Annotated in this window: 14 protein-coding genes, 3 tRNA genes, 1 pseudogene and 1 riboswitch; of the genes and pseudogenes, 12 read left to right on the plus strand and 6 right to left on the minus strand. The window is 59.8% G+C overall.

The genetic code is table 11. The features are described from left to right. Positions 1-759 (plus strand): non-canonical purine NTP pyrophosphatase, encoded by a 759-nt coding sequence (locus MMB48_RS02090; protein ID WP_032744642.1) that lies wholly within the window; start codon positions 1-3, stop codon positions 757-759. A 140-nt stretch (positions 760-899) separates the two neighbouring features. On the opposite strand, the gene MMB48_RS02095 is transcribed toward MMB48_RS02090, so the two are convergent. Beyond that, positions 900-972, minus strand: a tRNA-Thr gene (locus MMB48_RS02095). 206 nt (positions 973-1,178) lie between these two features. On the opposite strand from MMB48_RS02095, the gene MMB48_RS02100 reads away from it, so the two are divergent. From MMB48_RS02100 to MMB48_RS02110, 3 genes are all read left to right on the plus strand, one after another. Continuing rightward, positions 1,179-2,447 (plus strand): aminoacyltransferase, encoded by a 1,269-nt coding sequence (locus MMB48_RS02100; RefSeq protein ID WP_032744644.1) that lies wholly within the window; start codon positions 1,179-1,181, stop codon positions 2,445-2,447. A 73-nt stretch (positions 2,448-2,520) separates the two neighbouring features. Continuing rightward, positions 2,521-3,831: an aminoacyltransferase gene (locus MMB48_RS02105; protein WP_010081168.1), complete on the plus strand. Its 1,311-nt coding sequence runs from the start codon at positions 2,521-2,523 to the stop codon at positions 3,829-3,831. A gap of 49 nt (positions 3,832-3,880) precedes the next feature. Continuing rightward, positions 3,881-5,161 carry an aminoacyltransferase gene (locus MMB48_RS02110; RefSeq protein WP_032744645.1) on the plus strand — a complete coding sequence of 427 codons (1,281 nt, stop codon included), beginning with the start codon at positions 3,881-3,883 and terminating at the stop codon, positions 5,159-5,161. An 82-nt stretch (positions 5,162-5,243) separates the two neighbouring features. On the opposite strand, the gene MMB48_RS02115 is transcribed toward MMB48_RS02110, so the two are convergent. The 3 genes from MMB48_RS02115 to MMB48_RS02125 all read right to left on the minus strand — a co-directional run bounded on the left by MMB48_RS02115 (position 5,244) and on the right by MMB48_RS02125 (position 6,677). After that, complete coding sequence (locus MMB48_RS02115; RefSeq protein ID WP_032744647.1) at positions 5,244-6,245, minus strand: AEC family transporter; 1,002 nt, start codon at positions 6,243-6,245, stop codon at positions 5,244-5,246. 191 nt (positions 6,246-6,436) lie between these two features. Beyond that, positions 6,437-6,517: transfer RNA gene (locus MMB48_RS02120), tRNA-Leu, on the minus strand. Positions 6,518-6,604: 87 nt separating this feature from the next. Continuing rightward, positions 6,605-6,677: transfer RNA gene (locus MMB48_RS02125), tRNA-Thr, on the minus strand. A gap of 289 nt (positions 6,678-6,966) precedes the next feature. On the opposite strand from MMB48_RS02125, the gene pgi reads away from it, so the two are divergent. Then, entirely contained in the window at positions 6,967-8,664 is a 1,698-nt protein-coding gene (pgi, locus tag MMB48_RS02130; protein ID WP_032744648.1) for a glucose-6-phosphate isomerase, read from the plus strand. A gap of 404 nt (positions 8,665-9,068) precedes the next feature. Here the strand turns inward: pgi and MMB48_RS02135 are convergent, their stop codons facing one another. Beyond that, positions 9,069-10,493, minus strand: coding sequence for a nitrate/sulfonate/bicarbonate ABC transporter ATP-binding protein (locus tag MMB48_RS02135; protein ID WP_032744649.1), 1,425 nt, complete (start codon positions 10,491-10,493; stop codon positions 9,069-9,071). An 18-nt stretch (positions 10,494-10,511) separates the two neighbouring features. Then, positions 10,512-12,302 (minus strand): ABC transporter permease, encoded by a 1,791-nt coding sequence (locus MMB48_RS02140; RefSeq protein WP_032744650.1) that lies wholly within the window; start codon positions 12,300-12,302, stop codon positions 10,512-10,514. Positions 12,303-12,579: 277 nt separating this feature from the next. Continuing rightward, positions 12,580-12,736: riboswitch (M-box (ykoK) riboswitch) on the minus strand. Between the two features lie 308 nt (positions 12,737-13,044). On the opposite strand from MMB48_RS02140, the gene rplS reads away from it, so the two are divergent. From rplS to MMB48_RS02175, 7 genes and pseudogenes are all read left to right on the plus strand, one after another. Next, positions 13,045-13,410, plus strand: a complete 366-nt coding sequence (gene rplS, locus MMB48_RS02145; RefSeq protein WP_007051394.1) for a 50S ribosomal protein L19 — start codon at positions 13,045-13,047, stop codon at positions 13,408-13,410. Positions 13,411-13,576: 166 nt separating this feature from the next. After that, positions 13,577-14,416 carry a signal peptidase I gene (gene lepB, locus MMB48_RS02150; protein ID WP_032744651.1) on the plus strand — a complete coding sequence of 280 codons (840 nt, stop codon included), beginning with the start codon at positions 13,577-13,579 and terminating at the stop codon, positions 14,414-14,416. Positions 14,417-14,519: 103 nt separating this feature from the next. Further along, positions 14,520-15,347, plus strand: coding sequence for a ribonuclease HII (locus MMB48_RS02155; RefSeq protein WP_032744652.1), 828 nt, complete (start codon positions 14,520-14,522; stop codon positions 15,345-15,347). Positions 15,348-15,473: 126 nt separating this feature from the next. Further along, complete coding sequence (locus tag MMB48_RS02160) at positions 15,474-16,589, plus strand: LacI family DNA-binding transcriptional regulator (RefSeq protein ID WP_032744653.1); 1,116 nt, start codon at positions 15,474-15,476, stop codon at positions 16,587-16,589. 50 nt (positions 16,590-16,639) lie between these two features. Next, a pseudogene (locus MMB48_RS02165) lies at positions 16,640-16,809 on the plus strand (ATPase); the annotation flags it as partial. A gap of 384 nt (positions 16,810-17,193) precedes the next feature. Beyond that, a complete protein-coding gene (locus MMB48_RS02170; protein ID WP_032744682.1) occupies positions 17,194-18,411 on the plus strand; it encodes an MFS transporter in 1,218 nt (405 codons plus the stop codon). Positions 18,412-18,506: 95 nt separating this feature from the next. After that, a complete protein-coding gene (locus MMB48_RS02175) occupies positions 18,507-19,856 on the plus strand; it encodes an alpha-L-fucosidase (protein ID WP_151497895.1) in 1,350 nt (449 codons plus the stop codon). Positions 19,857-19,865 lie beyond the last annotated feature (9 nt).

Here is a 19,865-nt window from a genome sequence, read left to right on the forward strand (position 1 = left end):
ATGCAAATCGTCGTCGCAACCCATAACGAAGGCAAGCTTGTGGAAATCCGCCGCATTCTCGAAGAGAATCTTGGCGTGGATGCCGAAAACATCGAACTGGTGTCCGCTGGCAGCCTTCACCTGCCGGACCCGGTGGAAACCGGCGTCACCTTCCAGGAGAACGCGCTGCTCAAGGCCCGCGCCGTGGCCATCCGTACCGGTCTGCCCGCTGTCGCGGATGATTCAGGTCTCATCGTCGATGTGATGGGTAACGCTCCGGGCATTCTGTCTGCTCGCTGGGCGGGTGCTCACGGCCACGACAAGGCCAATAATGCGCTGCTGCTCGCCCAAATCGGAGATATTCCGGATGACAAGCGTACCGCGCGCTTCCGTTGCGCCGCCGCGCTGGTGGTCCCGGACACCGAGGCCGGTGCCGACGTGACCGGTGGAGTGGCTGCCGGCGGCATCACCGTTCACACCACGGCTGCCGATGGGAGCCCTGCCCCGGTGCATGCCCGGTACGCCATCAAGTCGGAGACAGTGGAACTCGGCGACATGCCAGGTCGTATCATCCGTGAGGCTCGTGGCGAACACGGTTTCGGTTACGATCCGCTGTTCGTCCCGGACGACCAGCCTGCCGGTCGCGTCAGCACTGAGCCTGACCATGAAGGCGAGCCGCTGACCAGCGCCGAAATGACTCCGGCCGAGAAGAATGCGATTTCCCACCGAGGCAAGGCGCTGAAAGCCTTGGTCCCCGCTATCGAGGCACTGCTGCACTAAGTCGCGACTAAGCCACAGTTGAGTCGCGGCTCAGCACTCAGCCCCCGAATCGGGCGAGTGTCTAGCAAGCGCCTATGACCGAGCAAGGGCGATACGAAAAAAGGCCGGCGCTTAGTGCATCGGCCTTCTTGATGAACAAGAGCCACCCGATAGAATCGAACTACCGACCTTCCCACGAACGAGGGGGATGCTCTACCACTGAGCTAAGGTGGCGTGGCTTCAAGAGCTAAGTAGAGAATATAGCACTGCGTTTGATTCAGTGCAAGCCAGACGTTCATCATCTTTGGGCCATTGTTCTTTGGACCATCGTGGCGGCAATAGTGCGAACGATGTGCACACCTCATCTGCTCGGACGCCATTCGTCGTGTGCGCGTTATGCTAGCATGGTGAGCCTGATCGACTCGGAGGCAAAGGGAAGCATGCGTGATTTTGTGCTGGTGAAGTTGACAGACGAAGAGTTCGATGATTTCTCCGCCAGGCATCCACAAGGCAATTTCCAACAAACCTCGGCGATGGGACGCCTTCGCGCCGCGCACGGGATCGACGTCGAATATCTGGCCCTCAAGGAGGGCGAGAAGATCGTCGCGGCGGCACTGTTCGAAACTCACCGCTCTCGATTCTCTATATTTGCGGCCATCCATGATGGCCCGATGTGCGACTATCACGACACCGAAGCATTGACCTTCTTCATGGATGCGCTGAAACGCCATGCCAAGGCAGAGGGTGCTTCACAGCTGGAGATCACCCCTGAATCCCCATATCGGCTTCGCGACACCAATGGAGCTTCTTTGCCGGATGACCAGAATGGCGCTCCCGATAATAAGCTGATAGAACAGCTCGAGGCGATCGGCTTCACTCATGGCGGTTTCACCGTGGGCTACACGGCGGTTCCGCGTTGGCGCTACCTCAAGGATCTGACTGGTATTACCGATGAGAAAAGTCTGCTGAAGTCCTATGATAAGCGCACCCAGTGGAGCGTGAAGCGTGCCCAATCGATGGGTGTGCACGTGCGTGAGCTGTCGGACGACGAGCTGGGGGTATTCGCACGAATCGAGCGGCAAACCGCCGAACGCCGTAGCTTCGAATACCGTGGCGAAGCGTATTTCCACCGTTTCAAGGAAGCGTTCGGCAGCAAAGCGCATTTTATGGTTGCCGAGATCCGCATCGACGAATACATGGCGGACATGACGGCCAAGCGTGAAGCGCTTTTGGCCAAGGTGGCGGCATTGACCGCCAAAAACGCCGAACGTCCCACCACCAAAACCGAACGTCAGCTGGGGGAGGAAACCCGCAATCTGGCGGCAGCCGAAAAACGCCTGAACGAGGCGGCCGAGTTCGCCAAAGACGGGGATGTACTGCCGGCTGCGGCATCACTATTCGTGGAGCATCCGCGCGAGGTCATCTACCTGTTCTCCGGTAGCGTCGAGCGGTACAAGCCCTTCTACGCCTCCGCGCTGATTCAGCATGACGCGATGCTGCATTTCTGCGTGGAACACGGGCTGTCTCGCTACAACTTCTACGGCATCGACGGCGTCTTTGATGATCCCGATGACGAGGGTCGTGGTGTACTGGAGTTCAAGCAGGGCTTCAACGGATATGTCGAGGAACTTCCGGGCGAGTTCGTACTGCCGGTCAAACCGGTCGCCTATGTCATGAAGCAATTTGCGCACAAGCTGCTGTCGCGGTAAACGGACGCAGCACGCAGGCCGTTCCAGAGCCCAGAGTAACGATCAGAGTAACGACAAGTAAGAAGGTTCGATTATGACGCAATCCGATGCAGGCGTCGCCTCGCTCACCCCTACCAAGATCACTCCTGCCGAGCTGGATGCGTTCTCCGCAGCTCAAGTGCAAGGTAGTTTCCAGCAGACCTCGCAGATGGCCGCCATGGGTGCGTTCAACGGTCCGGTGGACTATGTGGGTGTCAAGCGCGGTGACAAGCTGATTGCCGCCTGCTACGTGGTGTACACGCGGTCCCGTTTCGGTTTGGAAGGCTCGGTCTGGTGCGGACCGCTGTGCGATTATGACAATCCACAAGTGGTTGAGGCGATGACCGAAGCCCTGCGTCGTTCGGCCAAGGCCCATCACGCCATCAGCGTATCCTGCTGGCCGGCCGCAGTCTACCGTCTGCATGATCTGGACGGCAAGCCGACCAGCGACCCGGACACCACGATGATGGACAACATGGCCCGATTCGGTTGGAAACATGGCGGCTTCACCGTGGGCTACGAATCCGTGGTGAACCGCTGGAACTTCGTCAAGGGGCTTGACGGCATTCATAACGAGAAGGAACTGCTGGCCTCGTTCTCCAAGTACCGCCGTAAGAACATCCGCATCGCCCAGGATTCCGGTCTGCGCGTGCGCCGACTGGAACGCGGCGAACTGAGCACTTTCGTCAAGCTGTGCGATATGAGCGCCGCACGTCAAGGCTTCAAGAGCCGCGATCTGGCCTACTATGAGCGTCTGTTCGATACCTTCGGCGACCTGATCGAGTTCAAGGTGGTCGAAACCCATTTCGACGAATATCTGGACACCCTGCAATCCAAGCTGAATGCGGCCTCCAAAGACAAGCGCAACCTCGAACGCCTGCTCCAGCGCGCGCAACAGCAGCCGGAAGGTACGGCCAAGAAGGGTGCCTCCGACCCGGCAACGCTGGAAAAGCGCATCGCCACCGCAGACAAGAAGATTGCGGCGCTGGAAAAGACCATCGGCGAAGTCAATGGCATCATCGCCTCGGACGGCCCGGTCATTCCGGTGGAAGCCGGTGTCTACTTCTGGCATCCGAACGAGGTCGTCTGCCTGTCCAGCGGCGAGGACGATCGTTTCATGGATTACTACCCGTCTTCCCTAATCCACTTCGAGGCGATGCTTGACTGCATCGCCCGTGGCGTGGAGCGCTTCAACTTCTATGGCATTTCCGGCATTTTCGACGCCAACGATCCTTCCTACGGCGTCTGGCAGTTCAAGACTCGCTTCGGCGGATTCGTGGAAGAGCTTCCGGGCAAGTTCACGCTGCCGGTGGACGGACTGCGCTTCGGTGTATCCGAAGCCGCACACAAGCTGCTGCATCGCTGACAAACAGTGGCGAGCACGGACACAGAAATAAGGCACAGGTGACGACGAGATGAGCGCGACTGTGAATCGAACAGATACGACGTATACGTTTGGCGTGATTACGCCCGAAGAGCTCGACCGGCTTTCCGAAGCTACAAGCCAGGGCAGCTTCCAGCAATGGTCCGGGCAGGTCCGTCTTGCCAAGATTCGTGGGCATGAAGCCGAATGCGTTGGCGTGTTCGACGCATCCGGCAATCTGGTAACCGGCTGCGTGATTCTGTACCTCAATGGTCGTTTCGGTGCAGATGGCTCCGTATATTTCGGCCCCATCGGCATTAGCGATGATCCGGCTCTGCTATGGACCATGACCGAGGCGATTCGTGAATCGGCCCGTCGCCACCATGCTGTTTCCGTGGCATGCTGGCCTAACGTCGCCTACCGTCTGTATTCCTCGGACGGACAGCCCGACGGCGAGCCGAACGATGCACTGCTGACCGGATTCGCCGATGCAGGCTGGGCGCATGGCGGATTCCATACCGGTTATGACGTGGTTTGCCAGTGGATGTACGTCAAGGATCTCACCGGCATCACCAACGGCAAGGAACTGCTGGCATCATTCGGCAAACGCGCTCAATGGAGCGTCAAGCGGGCGCAGTCGATGGGTGTGCACGTTCGCGAAATCGGCCCCGACGAGTTCGACGTGTTCGCCGATATCGAACGGCGGACCGGTGAACGCCGCGGGTTCGCGACGCGCGGCGCGGACTATTTCCGCCAGTTCAAGCAGGCGTATGGCGCGGATGCGCATTTCATGCTCGCGGAAATCCACATCGCCGAATATGTGGCGGATATGACCGCCAAGCGCGAGGCATTGCAGACTAAGGTCGCGCAGCTGCAGGCGAAATACGATGAACGTCCGACCACGCGCATCGAACGTCAGCTGGGGGAGGAATCGCGCAATCTCGCGGCCGCCGACAAGCGTCTGGCTGAGGTGGAGGGATATGCCAAGAAGGGCGATGTGCTGCCGGCAGCGGCTTCAATGTTCGTCAGTCACCCTAATGAGGTGGTCTATCAGTATTCCGGTTCGTTGGAGGAGTACAAGCCGTTCTATGCCTCGGCGCTGATTCAGTACGAAGCGATGCTGCACCTGTGTGTGGAACAGGGTGTGAGCCGCTACAACTTCTACGGCATTTCCGGCGTGTTCGACGATCCGAACGACGAGGGCCGCGGCGTGCTGGAATTCAAGCAGGGCTTTAACGGCTACGTCGAGCAGATGGTAGGCAAATTCACGTTGCCGGTGGATAAGTTCCGCTTCGGCGTGAGCAATCTGGCGCACAAGCTGCTGCATCGGTAGCAACTGGCGGTCGGGGGACGAACCTATGTGGGCTGCGTCTCGTCTGACCGTGCGCCCGCCGTGTGCCTACTTGCGCATTTGCTCACACGCCCATCAGCGCATGAGCCACAGCCATCATCGCCAGTGAAATCATCGCGGTGATTGCCAGTGAGAAGCCAGCCAGTTTGGCGTTGCCGAGTACTTTGTCGGTGAACAGCGTGGAGAAAATGGCGATTGGAGACAACGCGCAAATCACCATCACGGCGCGAATCGAAGCCGAGAACGGCAGCAGGAACCACGAGATCAACGCGAAGGCGACGCTGAACGGTATACGCCAAGCGATGACGGCCATGACTTCCTTCACGTCATGCTTGGATTGAGGCAGGTCCATGAGCATACCCACCATCAGCATCGACACCAGCGCGTTGGCACCGCTCAACGGTTGGGTCATAGAGGCGATCCAATTGGGAATCTTCACGTTGGCGACGGTCAACGCAATCATGAGCAGATACGTGTCGAACGGCACCGAGCCGAAGAAGCTCTTGCCGATGGTGCGCAGCAATGCGCGGCGGGCAGGCCGTTTGGCGTCGCGATCCTTGGGCTTTTCGTACGGCAAGGTGGGCGCCGAATCGGCGTGTTGCTCGGCAAGTGTTTTGCCGGGCTGAATATGCAGCAGTTGCTGGGTGAGCACATTGGTGCCGGCGGCCACCATCACGCAGTTGCCGATATCGAACATCGCAGCCGGCACCACCGCGCCCGCACCCCAGAATGACTGGACGACCGGAAAAGAAAAACAGCCGAGATTGAAGCCGGCGCCGTTGAGCATCAGGAAGGCTCGGTCGGTCACATTGCGCTTGCGGGTGGCCAGAAAGATGAACATGATCGGGATAAAGGCAAACAGGAATGCGAATACCGAAATAAGCAGCAGTGAGATGTCATGAGGATTGGTGGCGAACGAGTATACGATGGCACCGGGCAGCACGATATTGAATTCCGCGGTCTGCAACACACGATAATCCTTCTGCCCGAACAGGCCAAACCGCTTGAACAGATAACCGGCGAGAACGATCAGCAACAGACCAACCGGCGTAAGAATGGCGGACATACACTTCTCTCCTTGGCTCACACAGGCTCATGGCGCACAGGCTCAGACCCACAATGCTGTGACCATTATATTTGCCGCCTTGGCATTGCCATATGTAGAGGCGTCCGCAAGGGCTTGCAATTGCCTCACGCATATACGAAGAGCCTCCCGGAATCATTGGCGATTCAATGCTTCCAGGAGGCTCAAGCCGGTGCGCGAGATGGGACTTGAACCCACACGTCAAAGACACAGGAACCTAAATCCTGCGCGTCTACCAATTCCGCCACTCGCGCGTGCATATCCGCGTTTCCACAGGTGTGGAAGATATGCAAAACCCTAGGCCGGACAGCCATTACAGACCAGCCAGCCTAGGGCATCCGAGCCACTTGTCAGAATCGAACTGACGACCTGCTCATTACGAGTGAGCCGCTCTACCGACTGAGCTAAAGTGGCTTGGCTCGCGAAAGGCATTTCGCCAGCCGCGCACAAGAAATTAAGTATAAGACATCTCCGCGAAAAGTCCAATCGGCGGCTTGGCGGTTGTGTCGCGACCGCTCGGTTGAAGATGACGGTTGTGCCGCGCCACGAACTGTTCGATAATGCAAACGATGGCAATCCGACATCGCTGACTGATTTTTGTTCTGTTCATGTCCGAATTTGTGAGTATTCTGTTTGGTGATACGGAGCGCATCCGAGCCGTGAGCGAAGGCGCTCCAGTCACTGATGAAAGGAATGGAATCCTATGGCCATCAATCCGCCCGTTGACGCCACCCAGACCCCTGAGTGGGCTGCCCTGCAGAAGCACTATGACGAGCTTCAGGCCGAAGGCGTGAGCCTCAAGAAGTGGTTCGCCGAGGACGCCGAGCGCGTCGAGAAGCTGTCCTTCGACGCCGGCGACCTGCACTTCGATCTGTCCAAGAACCTGATCAAGCCGGAAACCCTCCAGCTGTTTGCCGACCTTGCCAAGGCCGTCAAGCTCGATGAGCGCACCAAGGCTATGTACACCGGTGTGCACATCAACAACACCGAAGATCGCGCCGTGCTGCACACCGCGCTGCGTCGCCCGGTCGAGGATGAAGGCAAGTACATCGTCGACGGTCAGGACACCGTCAAAGACGTGCGCGAGGTGCTCGACCGCATCTACGCCTTCGCCGACAAGGTCCGTTCCGGCGAGTGGACCGGTGTAACCGGCAAGAAGATCGAGACCGTGGTCAACATCGGCATCGGCGGCTCCGACCTGGGCCCCGTCATGGTGTACGAAGCCCTCAAGCCGTACGCTGACGCCGGCATCTCCGCCCGCTACATCTCCAACATCGACCCGAACGACCTGGCCGAGAAGACCAAGGGCCTCGACCCGGAGACCACCCTGTTCATCATCGTTTCCAAGACCTTCACCACCCTGGAAACCCTGACCAACGCCCGTGAAGCCCGCACCTGGCTGCTCGAAGAGCTCAAGGCCAAGGGCGCCATCGACGGCTCCGACGAGAAGAACGCCGAAGCCATCAAGAAGCACTTCGTCGCCGTCTCCACCAACCTGGAGAAGGTCGCCGAATTCGGCATCGACCCGAACAACGCGTTCGGCTTCTGGAACTGGGTCGGCGGCCGTTACTCCGTCGACTCCGCCGTCGGCACCTCTCTGGCCGTCGTCTTCGGCCCGGCTCGTTTCGAGGAGTTCCTGCACGGCTTCCACGAGATCGATGAATACTTCGCCAACACCCCGTTCGAGAAGAACGTCGTGGTGCTGCTCGGTATGCTGAACGTCTGGTACCGCAACTTCTTCAAGGTCGCCTCCCACGCCGTGCTGCCGTACGACCAGTACCTGCACCGCTTCCCGGCCTACCTGCAGCAGCTGACCATGGAGTCCAACGGCAAGTCCGTGCGTTGGGACGGCACCCCCGTCACCTCCGAGACCGGCGAGATCTTCTGGGGCGAGCCTGGCACCAACGGCCAGCACGCCTTCTACCAGCTGATCCACCAGGGCACCCAGCTCATCCCGGCCGACTTCATCGCGTTCGTCAACACCCCGAACCCGACCAAGGACAGCGACCAGGACGTGCACGAGCTGTTCCTGGGCAACTACTTCGCTCAGACCAAGGCTCTGGCATTCGGCAAGACCGCCGACGAAGTGCGCGCCGAAGGCACCCCGGAGGAGATCGTCCCGGCCCGCGTGTTCACCGGTAACCGTCCGACCACCTCCATCTTCGGCGTGGCCCTGACCCCATTCGCCGTCGGCGAGCTGATCGCCCTGTACGAGCACATCACCTTCGTTGAAGGCACCGTCTGGGGCCTCGACTCCTACGATCAGTGGGGCGTCGAGCTCGGCAAGCAGCTGGCCAAGCAGATCACCCCGGCCATCTCCCAGGACGACGACGCCCTCGCCGCCCAGGACGCCTCCACCCAGAGCCTGATCAAGTTCTACCGCGCCAACCGCGAATTCTGATCTCCGCTCCTGCGTCGCTTCAATCAGAACTCGCGGTTGGCGCGCCGCGCTGTGTTGTTTGATGGTCGGTCTGGCGACCGTCCATGGCGCGAGTTCTGATTCGCTTTGCTCGGTCAGAATTTGCGATTCGCGCGACTGCAGCTGTGCTGTCGGGTGAATGGTCTGGCGACCATTCACGGCGCGAGTTCTGATTCATTCCTCTGGCTCCCCTCGGGTGAGAGGAGCTGTCAGTGTAGCTGACTGAGGGGAGTCTCTCTCACGACTAGTGCCCGACATCTTCGGATGCCGGGCACTTTGCATATACGGATTGCTGTCGGTCAGATGAGTCGAATGGTCATATTCCGCTTCGGCATCTGTTTGCAGACATAAAGGCGCTTTCTAGCCAACTCACGTGGCTGATTCGCTTATTCGCCCTTATTCGCCTCATCCAAGCTCAGCAGATCGTCATCGGCATCGTAATCGAAGAGTTCGCCGTAACGGCCCCACTCCACGGCGATGGCGAACTGCTGATGCGCCTCGTCGTTGGCGTAACGGGCGCGCAGCAGGTCCAGCATGAGCTCGCCGCGGAGCTTGCCTTCCGCAGACTTCCGCAGTGCATGCTCAATGTTGTGCACCAGCGGCGCGTGTTCCATCGCCAGTGAGGCGAACACCTGCTTGGCGCGCAGAATGTCCGCCTTATGCCAGGAGTCGCCCGCCTCGGTGATCTGCACATGGCCGTCGCGTACCACGATGACGCGCAGCATCGTACCGGCATCCACCAGCGGGAACAGGTCGTCCACCTCGAACGAAAGAGCCGAGGCCAAATCTGCCAAGTCGATGCCGTGAGGATGCTCGGCAACCACATCCAGCAGACCGGCAAGCCCGCCCGGCGTGGCGTTGGGCAGCGGATGCTCCTTGATTTTCTCGATGGTCTTGGCGGGCTGAAGGTCTGATGCGTCCGTGACAGATGCGTCCGTGACGGGTGCGTTCGTGAGCGATGCCGATGGCGATAAAGCCTCGGCTTGTTGCGTAGGCTGCGAGGCCTGTCCGGTCAAAATCGCGTACAGTCGGTCCACCATCGCCTCGAATTCGACACTGTGACGGTCGCGCGGGCGCTGCAGATCAACCCGCACATCGGCAATCAGATGCCCCGGGTGCGAGCCCAACACCACCACTCGGTCGGCCATCTCCACGGCTTCCTCGATGTTATGCGTGACCATAAGCACCGACTTGATGCTGCGCTGTTCGCTCGACCACAGCTTGAGCACTTCCTGACGCAGGTTTTCGGCGGTCAGCACGTCCAGAGCGGAGAACGGCTCATCCATGAACAGCGCGTCCGGCCGCAGCACCAAGGCGCGTGCAATGCCCACGCGCTGCCTCATGCCGCCAGACAGTTCCTTCGGATACGCCGATTCGAAGCCGTCCAGGCCGATCATGTCGATGGCATCCAGAGCCAGTTTGGTGCGTTCCGCACGTGGTACGCCGCGCGCCTTCAGACCGAGTTCCACATTGTCTTGCACGGTGAGCCACGGCATCAGCGCGAAGGTCTGGAACACGAGTGCGATGCCGGGATTCGGGCCGGTCAGGGCCTTGCCGCGATACTTGACCGTGCCGCTGGTCGGCTTGACCAGTCCGGCCAGCGCACGCAGGAATGTGGACTTGCCGGCACCCGAACGGCCCAGAATGGCCACGATCTCGCCCTCGTACAGGTTGAACGATATGTTGTCGAACACGGTGAGTTCGGTGCCGTTGTCGGCCGTGAAGCGCTGGCCGACGTGCTGGGCTTCGATGATGGTGTTCTGCGGGGTCACCGCCCGCAGCGAACGAATGGTTTCCAGTGCAACAGTCATATTATTCTCCTTAAGTCTTTAGTTCAGTGTGAAACGGCGCTCGGCCATGCGCTGCAGCGGGTTCCAGAACAAGCGGTTGACGGCCACCACGAACACGCTCATCACGGTCACGCCGATGATGGTCTTCACGGTGTTGCCGCTTTCGGTGGCCTCGGCGATATACGCGCCCAGGCCGGAGGCGGTCAGCGTATGCCGCCCATAACTTACGATTTCCGAGACAATCGAGGCATTCCACGCCCCACCGGCAGCCGTAATGCCGCCCGTGGCCCACGAGCCGAATACCGCCGGCAAAATCAAATCGCGCCACCGCTGCCAGCGCCCCAGCTGGAAGCTGCGCGTCATCTCACGCAAATCGTCGGGAATCTGGCTGGCCCCGGCGATCACATTGAACAGGATGTACCATTGCGTGCCCAACGCCATCAGCAGGATACTGCCCCAGTTGATATCCACACTGCACGCCACGAACCACAGCGTGACGAACGGGAACGTGAAGTTCGAGGGGAAGCTGGCCAGCACCTGCACAATCGGCTGCATAAACCGCGAAACGCGCGGATTCATGCCAATCATCGCGCCAATCGGCACCCAAATCACCGAGCAGGCGAGCGTGAGCAGCGCCACGCGCAGGAACGTCACCATGCCCAACACGAACGCCTGCCCGAGCTCGCCGAATCCCGCATCGCGATGAATCACCAGCATAAGCTGCACCAGTCCGAACGCACACGCTGCCAACACCAGTACTGTGAATACCACGTCAAGCGCGCGGCTGCGTGCGGACTTCACGTCCGCCGCCCAACGTCCACCGGTCCGACCCAACGGGCGGGTCAGCGTGTCGAACAGGTCGCCGACAGGCCTGAGCAGCCAGACCACTATCTCATCGATATGTGACTGACGAATGATGGTCAGCACCACACTGGTCTTGCGCACCGCCGACTCGCTTTGCGTAATGCGGAACTTCTCCGCCCACGCGGTCAACGGCTTCCACAGCAGTACGTCGATAAGCAGCACCACCAGCACCATCGTCACGATGGCCCAGCAGATGGACGCGAGATTCTCCTCGGCCGCCGCCTGTGCCACGAAGCTGCCGATGCCGGGCAACGCATAGGTGCGATTGTTCACCGAGATCATCTCGGAGGCGGTCAGGAAGAACCATCCGCCGCCTACGCTCATCATGCAGTTCCACAGCAGCGGAATCATCGCGTTCGGCACGTCCAGTGTCCAGAATCGTTGCCAGCGTGTGAGCTGTAATGAGCGGGCCGCCTCGTCAAGTTCAGTTGGTTCGCTGGTCAGGGACCGGGTGAACGAGAACGCCATGTTCCAGGCCTGACTGGTGAAGATTGCGAAAATCGACGCGGCCTCCACGCCCAGCATCGAGCCGGGGAACAGCACCATCCAGATGGTGATGGTGGCCGAAAGAAAGCCCAGAATCGGTACCGACTGCAGAATATCCAACAGAGGAATCAGCACGCGGCTCAGGCGGCGGCAGCGCGCGGCTGCCGTGCCGTAGATGAACGTGAACACCAGTGAGAAGAACAGTGCCACGAACATACGGAACACCGAGCGCAGCGCGTAATACGGCAGGTCGGCGAGATTCGTACTGACTTGTGATGGCACTCCTTTCGGGCCGATCGGTTCGCCGATCGCCGGCAGAATCCAAGCGATCAGACCGAACAGCGCCAGAATACCGGCCACGACCAGTACGTCGGAGGCCAGGCGCACGGCGAATGGCTGGCGGTCGGACGCGGCGGTGGAGGGGTTGCGGGCCGACGCATCTGGACGCGCGCCGACGCGATTGAATGAAAACATGGTCATGAAAAGACCTCCCTATGCATAGGAAAGACGAATTATGCAAGGGTTATCCGGGGGCCAAGGAACACTACAGGCGAGAGCCCGACTTCCGGATAACGGAATATAAGAAAACATGGTCATCACCACCGCAACTATGACTGTTGCCGGCGGCGGAACTACTGGAATAATCACCGTCCATCGGACTCTCACCTCCTTCAAGCCGTGCGCTGAAACGCCAGATCAATACCATCGTCGGTATCCATGCGACCAGCAGGAGGGGCGGAAAGTATTCGAATCCGCCGATTCGAGCCATCGTTCAAGCTTCAGCATCGCAGGGCGGTGGAATTGCGTTAGTTCATGCCTTGATCCGACAAGAACAGCTGACCTGCGTGCAGTGTCTCCACTGTTAGCGGCAGCAACCCATATCCCTGCGGTAGCCTCGCCTACCGACGCTCCCAAGATAAAGCCCGCCCGCAGGTCTGTCAACTACGTCGCAGTGCCTTGGTGTTGGAATGCAATCAGGCAGCCATTCTGTCCGCAATAATCCGTAGAATAATCGATTGCTGTGTCGAGAAGTGGGCCGCCGCATAAGCCCACGTCTCCATGGGTCCAGTCCGAACGGCCGCAAGGCCTGACTTTCGGCGGATTGGCAGGCTTCCCAAGGGCAAACCCGAGGGATAACGAGAACAGGCCAATGCACGCGATGCGCAATCGCGTGGATGGCCCCAGATCTGTGGCTGATATGCGGCAGCACTGAAGGAAAACAATGGTTAACGCTGTTGAGGCTTTTGACGCCAAGCACATGAAGCCGGCCGAGGAAATCCCGGCCTTCCGTCCCGGCGACACCGTCGACGTGAACGTGAAGATCCAGGAAGGCAACAACTCCCGTATCCAGACCTTCACCGGCGTGGTGATCGCTCGTAAGGGCGCTGGCGTGCGTGAGACCTTCGTGGTCCGCAAGATCAGCTTCGGCACTGGTGTGGAGCGTCGCTTCCCGGTGCACTCCCCGTCCATCGACTCCATCAAGCTCGTGCGTAAGGGCCGTGTGCGCCGCGCCAAGCTGTACTACCTGCGCGCTCTGCGCGGTAAGGCCGCTCGTATTGCCGAGCGCCGCGACAACTCCGCTAAGTGAGTCGATTCGCGGGTGCAATCGTGGGCCTGATGATGCAGGTGCGCGAATAAACCGTGAAATTCAGCCCGGAACCGTTTCGGTTTCGGGCTGTTTCCGTATTTTCCACGTATGATGGACGGGCGCCGGCACCCCTCATATCCGGCAGCATGAATCGCGAGGAGATGGTATGCAGGACGATCAGGATAACGGCGAATTCCCGGTTTCCGACAATCCGGAGAGCAACCAGACCTCGTATGATGACGAGGCCGATGCCCGCGATTCCCGCACGTTCCAAGTCGCCGACCACGGCATCGCCCTGTCCCCGGTTCCCCCGGCACCGGCGCGCCCGGCGCACGCCGCTTCTTCCGCTGGCGCGAATGCCGCGGCAGCATCATCGATGGATGATGACCACTTCACCCTACGCGACTTTTTCCTGTGGTGCGGCGTTCCCGTGCTTATCGTGCTGCTGATTCGCATTTTCGCCGTCGGCTTTTACGAGATTCCTTCGCGCTCGATGATGGACACCATGGTGCCCGGCGATCGCGTGGCGACCAGCAAGCTCACCCCCAAGATCTTCGATCTGCAGCGCGGCGACGTCGTGGTATTCAAAGATCCCAACAACTGGTTGAACGAGGAGCAGAGCAGCGCTCTCGGTGGCGGGTACCTCATCAAGCGACTGATCGGCCTGCCCGGTGACGTGGTCGAATGCAAGGGCGCGGGCCAGCCGGTGACCATCAACGGCGTGGCCATCAATGAGACCTCCTACATTCGCCCCGGCGTGGATCCGAGCGCCTTCCCGTTCTCGGTAACCGTGACCGAGGACCACGTGTTCGTCATGGGCGACAATCGCGCCAATTCCGCCGACTCCCGCTATCATCAGGATGACGGCGATCGCGGCTTGGTTCCCATCTCCGATGTGGTCGGAGTCGGAATCGCGAGATACTGGCCGCTTGACCGGCTTGGTGCGATTGATGACCACCACGAAGTCTTCAAGGACGTGCCTGACGCTTCCGGCTCGAATTCCTGAGTCTTTTTTTGAACCGTGTGAGTCTTTGAACTGATTGAGTTCCGGGCCGTCTGAATCCTGAACCATATGAATCCTAACCATTGTGAGACGATGGGAGCCGCGCATGATTACCCCGACACTTGACTTGGAACGCAGCCTTGCGGCCCAGGGCTATGACCTTATTACTGGATTCGATGAAGTCGGCCGCGGCGCGCTCGCCGGCCCGGTGATGGTCGGGTGCGCCGCCATCTGGGCCCGTGATTTGGCGCCGCTTGACGGCGATGATTCCGCCGAACTGTCCGGGCGGACCTACCGCGGCGTACCGGACGGCGTGGCCGACTCCAAGATGCTCACCGAACATAGGCGCGAGGCGATTTTCGACGAACTGCGCGACTGGTGCGCGGCCTACGCCGTAGGCCAGGCCAGCAACACCGAGATCGACGAATGGGGCATCACCTATGCGCTCGGCGTGGCCGCCCTGCGCGCGCTCAGCCAAGTCGAACGCGAACTTGGCTTACGGCTTGGAGAGGGATTGACGGCAAAAAAGGCTGCGGGGGAGATTGTGGAAGGTCGTCCGGGAGACTCCGTAGGGGAATCCATTGGAAATTGTGGGGAAAGCGTTCGCGCCCTGCCCAAAGTCGCCGGAATTCTCGACGGGCCGAGCGATTACATCACCAAGGCGCTCAACACGTTCGACGCGCCGGACGTGCCGATTCCAGCCGATATAACGACCAAAGTCAAAGGCGACCAGCATTGCGCCACCATCGCCACCGCGGCGGTCATCGCCAAAGTGACCCGAGACCGGCTGATGGTCGACCTCGCGCAAAGCAACCCACGTTACGCCGCCTACGAATGGGCTCATAACAAGGGCTATGGTTCCGCCGCACACCGTACCGCCATCGCCGAACACGGGCCGACTCCGCTCCACCGTGTCTCATGGCACCTGACCTGAGCCGCCTGCGACACGACAGTGTGAGCGCTAACGCAAAACTGTTGTGGACGCGCTAAAGTCAGTATTGATTAAGGTACAAGACTGGCCGCGCATGGGTGCCGGCCGCCAGCGGGGAGGTTAGGCAGCATGGTGACCGGCCGCAAGCCAAGCAAACGTCCGTCCATGTTCGAAGTGGCCAAGCTCGCCGGAGTCAGCCACCAAACCGTCTCCCGTGTGATCAATGACTCGCCGGACGTTTCCGACGCCACCCGTGCGCGAGTCCAGGCCGCCATTGACCAACTCGGCTATCGCCCATCCAATTCCGCGCGCGCACTGGCTTCCCGCCGTTCGCGCACCATAGGCCTGATTGCCGGAGGCCTCAAATTCTTCGGCCTGATTTCCTCCATCTCCTCCATCGAATCCATGGCCCGCGAACACGGTCTGTTCATGAGCGTGATGATGGTCCACGAGGCTTTGTGCATGCAGTCCGAATTCGACAACCTGTGCTACACCTTCAACGAGCAGAACGTCGACGCCTTCATCTTCCTGACTCCGACCGACGTGATGTTCGCCGCCGCCTGCCGTGCGCGAGTCACTCAGCCACGCGTCATCGTCACCGCCACCCACGGCCAAATGACCGTGCGTGAGGGATTGGGCCTTATCTCCACCGAAAACAAGCGTCGCACTGCACTGGTCGGTATCGACCAGTGGGGTGCAATGGCCAAAGTGGTGGCCTTGCTGGGCGAATACGGGCACAAATCGGCTCTGTATTTTGCCGGTCCCAACGAATGGCGCGACGCCCACACCCGACTGGATGCGTGGCGCAAGCTCGCCGCCTCCCGATCCATCGATTCACAGATTGTGCGCTGCCATACGTGGGATGCCTCTGAGGCATATGCGCACATGAATCATCTCATTGATGAGTATGGGCGTCGGGGCATGGCGTTACCCACTGCGGTCGTCGCCGCGAACGACAATCAGGCCGTCGGCGTCATGCGCGCGTTGCATGAGCATGGGCTTCGGATTCCGCAAGACATCAGCGTGGTCGGATTCGACGACATGTCTGGCGTGGATAACATGTACCCACCGCTGACCACCGTGCATCCCGATTTCGAGGGGCTTGGCGTGGCCGCCATGCGCGAGACGCTGCGTTTGCTGGGGGAGGGCGGCGAGCCGACCTTCCTGACCACCCAGCACGGCGTGGGCCTGATCCCTGCCGAAGTGCGTGCTCGGCGGTCCTTGGGACCGGCTCCCCGGCGGTAAGGCCGGGTTTAGCGGGGCGCTTCTTCGGATGATTCGAGGGTTTGCTTCGCTCCCCGGTCAAGATTGGCATGGACGTGATGACCAAGCAGGAGCACGTGCAGGTCGACTCTCTCGTGGGCCATGGCGGCATCTTCACCACTCCGAAGGTGGCGCTTGGGGTATGGCCGTGCTCGCCAACTACCTGTGGAACACCAACGAGGATCACAGCAACCTCGCTGATAAGTAAGCCTTTCTGACCTCCCTTTATTGAGGGAGGTCCTTGAGATTTTGGAAAAACGTCCATCCATCACAGTGGAAAGGTCAAAAAATTTCTAACACGGGTTTGCATATTTCTTATTCCGGTGTTTATAATGCATTCAACGTCCATTACATTAAAGAACTGAGGCGATGGGGAACGTCACCGCAGACGTGCACCGGTTGTTGTTGCCACGGGCAACAACCATAGTGACTCGGTCCTTGTCCTTCGTCCACGTTCCAACCGACCCTATACGCCCATGGAGGAGTGAATTCCCGCTGCCCGTGTAATCGATAACGATTGCGCGTTGTATGGCGAAAGACGACGCCGTCTTCCGCCGAATAAAAATAGAAAGAAACGAGTCTGACAATGGCATTAGATGTTGGCAAAGCGTTGAAATCCAAGACCTTGGTGGTCGGCGTCTTGTCGATGTCGTTGCTGATGTCCGCCAGCAATGCAGTCAGCGGTACCATACCGGCGATGAAGGAGGCGTTCTCCGACTATTCCGCGGCGAACGTCGAACTGCTGACCACGGTGCCGACGATCGGCTCGATGGTCGGCACGGCATTGACCGGCCTATTCGCCAATGCCATCGGCAGGAAGAAAATCGCGATGGCGGGATTCCTCATATCCGCCGTCACAGGCGTGATTCCGGCGTTCTTCCCGTACTATTGGCCGATTCTCATATCGCGTATGTTCTTCGGCTTCGGGTCGGCGCTGTTCGTCACCTTGAGTGTGTCGTACATCACCGACCTGTATGACGGCGATATGCAACGCAAGCTGCTTGGATGGAGACAGGCGGTCGGCAATCTTGGCGACGTCGTGCTGCTGTTCGTCGCCAGTCTGCTGATCACCATCAACTGGCAATCCACGTACCTCATCTTCTTCCTGTTGTTCGTCCCCATGGTGCTCGTGGGCATGTTCATTCCGAAGGAGTTCGATAACTTCAGCATTCGCAGCGCGCTCGTCGACGATGAGGGCCACGTCGTCGACAAGAGCGCCTCGCAGAAGCAGACGACGAACTGGCAGGTGCTGTGGCTGGCGTTCATCTTCCTGATGGTCTCCATGCTTTACAACGTCATGTCCATCAAGCTCGCCAGCTACGTGGTCGATGAAGGCATCGGTTCAGCATCGCTCGCCACATTGATCTTCAGCTTCCTCGTCGTCGCCACCATCCTCTCCGGCGTGTTGTTCGACAAGGTCGCCAAGGTCACCAAGCGCCTGACGGTGACCATCTCCGAAGTGGTCATCGGCATCTGTTTCATCGCCACTGCGCTGACGAAGAACGTGCCGCTGATGTTCGCCCTGGTGCTGATTGCCGGCTTCGCATGGGGCATCATCAACCCCGCGCTGACCGCACGATTCGTGGACTACTCGCCCGCGCACTCGATGAACCTGACCACGTCCATCGTGATTATCGGCATCAACATCGGCTGTCTGATCTCCCCGTACTTCTTCGCGCTGACGGCAAGCGTCTTCGGCAATTCCTCGGCCGGATTCGCCATCATCGTCGGTGGTGCGCTCTACCTCGTGATGGTGGTCATCGAGCTGATCACCCTCAAGGTGGACAAGAAGCTCACGGTGTGATTCCCGCGGCGACGGAGCCGTACCGGAACCGGACGACGGCAACCAACAACCAGCAACCAATCAGACACACAGACAACGAACAAAGGAGTTTCAACATGGTGTTGTTCATGGCCGATCCGCAGCGTCCCAAGATGTATGAGAAGTTCGTGCACGATACACCCGAATGGTTCAAGGGCGCCGGTCTCGGCATCTTCGCCCACTGGGGTTCGTATTCGGTGCCGGCATGGGCGGAGCCGATCGGTGCGCTTGGCACCTTTGACGATCCGGTGTACTGGAACACCCACTGCCCGTATGCGGAATGGTATTGGAACACGATGAGCATCAAGGGCTCGCCGGCGGCCGAGCATCAGAAGGAAGTCTACGGTGACATGCCGTATGAGGACTTCATCGACATGTGGAGGGCCGAGGCGTTCGACCCCGCGGACATGGCCGACCTGTTCGCACGCGCCGGTGCCCGGTACTTCGTGCCGACCACGAAGCATCACGAAGGCATCACGCTGTGGAAGGCCCCCGACAACGATGGGTGGAATACCGTGGACCGTGGTCCGCATCGCGATCTGGTCAAGGAATTCGCCGACGCCATGCGCGACAAGGGACTGAAGTTCGGCGTGTACTACTCCTCGGGCCTCGACTGGCACAAGGAGCCCAACATGCCGATTCTCGGCGACGGGGAATACGGGCCGCAGAGCGAGGACTACGCCCGCTATATGTACTCGCATGTGATGGACCTCATCGACAAATACCAGCCGTCCATCCTGTGGGGAGATATCGACGTGCCGAAGATCTCGGAGGAGGACAACGATTTCAGCGTGGCCCGACTGTTCGAGCATTACTACGACGTGGTGCCGGATGGTGTGGTCAACGACCGCTGGGGCCTGACCCATTGGGACTTCCGCACCGTCGAATACGAACAGGGCAAGGAGCTCATGGGCAAGGGCATGTGGGAGATGACCCGAGGCATCGGCTACTCCTTCGGCTACAACCAGATGGAGGACGCCGACTCCTACATGACCGGTCCGGAGGCGGTGAAGTTGCTCGCCGACGTGGTCTCCATGGGCGGCAACCTGCTGCTCGACATCGGCCCCGACGCCGCCGGACGCATCCCCGAACTGCAGCGTCAGTGCCTCGAGGGCATGGCCGACTGGATGGACGTGAACTCGCCGAGTATCCATGATGTCGAACCGGTGCCGGAAGCCTCGCCTTCCGGAGAGGGGGACGGCGAGCCATGGGTCCGTTGGACCGGAGACGGCAAGAGCGTCTATGCCGTCGTCGATGCTGCGGGCAGGGTTCCGCTGCGCATAGATGCGGGTGCGGTCGATGTGGATTCCGCAACCATTCTTGGCGGTGGCAACGTTGTCGTGGAGGCGGACGGCGATATGCTGACCGTGGAGATTCCCGCGACAGACGTCGCCGGCCCTCAGGTCGTGCGTTTTGCTCGACACTAATCAGCCCTT

It is taken from the genome of Bifidobacterium sp. FKU, from assembly GCF_026016385.1.
GTDB classification, from domain to species: domain Bacteria; phylum Actinomycetota; class Actinomycetes; order Actinomycetales; family Bifidobacteriaceae; genus Bifidobacterium; species Bifidobacterium infantis.

What these genes read in the sequence shown, in the direction of transcription:
- MMB48_RS02090 (WP_032744642.1), top strand. Translation starts at nt 1, where the DNA reads ATGCAAATCGTCGTCGCAACCCATAACGAAGGCAAGCTTGTGGAAATC.
- MMB48_RS02100 (WP_032744644.1), top strand. Translation starts at nt 1,179, where the DNA reads ATGCGTGATTTTGTGCTGGTGAAGTTGACAGACGAAGAGTTCGATGAT.
- MMB48_RS02105 (WP_010081168.1), top strand. Translation starts at nt 2,521, where the DNA reads ATGACGCAATCCGATGCAGGCGTCGCCTCGCTCACCCCTACCAAGATC.
- MMB48_RS02110 (WP_032744645.1), top strand. Translation starts at nt 3,881, where the DNA reads ATGAGCGCGACTGTGAATCGAACAGATACGACGTATACGTTTGGCGTG.
- MMB48_RS02115 (WP_032744647.1), bottom strand. Translation starts at nt 6,245, where the DNA reads ATGTCCGCCATTCTTACGCCGGTTGGTCTGTTGCTGATCGTTCTCGCC.
- pgi (WP_032744648.1), top strand. Translation starts at nt 6,967, where the DNA reads ATGGCCATCAATCCGCCCGTTGACGCCACCCAGACCCCTGAGTGGGCT.
- MMB48_RS02135 (WP_032744649.1), bottom strand. Translation starts at nt 10,493, where the DNA reads ATGACTGTTGCACTGGAAACCATTCGTTCGCTGCGGGCGGTGACCCCG.
- MMB48_RS02140 (WP_032744650.1), bottom strand. Translation starts at nt 12,302, where the DNA reads ATGACCATGTTTTCATTCAATCGCGTCGGCGCGCGTCCAGATGCGTCG.
- rplS (WP_007051394.1), top strand. Translation starts at nt 13,045, where the DNA reads ATGGTTAACGCTGTTGAGGCTTTTGACGCCAAGCACATGAAGCCGGCC.
- lepB (WP_032744651.1), top strand. Translation starts at nt 13,577, where the DNA reads ATGCAGGACGATCAGGATAACGGCGAATTCCCGGTTTCCGACAATCCG.
- MMB48_RS02155 (WP_032744652.1), top strand. Translation starts at nt 14,520, where the DNA reads ATGATTACCCCGACACTTGACTTGGAACGCAGCCTTGCGGCCCAGGGC.
- MMB48_RS02160 (WP_032744653.1), top strand. Translation starts at nt 15,474, where the DNA reads ATGGTGACCGGCCGCAAGCCAAGCAAACGTCCGTCCATGTTCGAAGTG.
- MMB48_RS02170 (WP_032744682.1), top strand. Translation starts at nt 17,194, where the DNA reads ATGGCATTAGATGTTGGCAAAGCGTTGAAATCCAAGACCTTGGTGGTC.
- MMB48_RS02175 (WP_151497895.1), top strand. Translation starts at nt 18,507, where the DNA reads ATGGTGTTGTTCATGGCCGATCCGCAGCGTCCCAAGATGTATGAGAAG.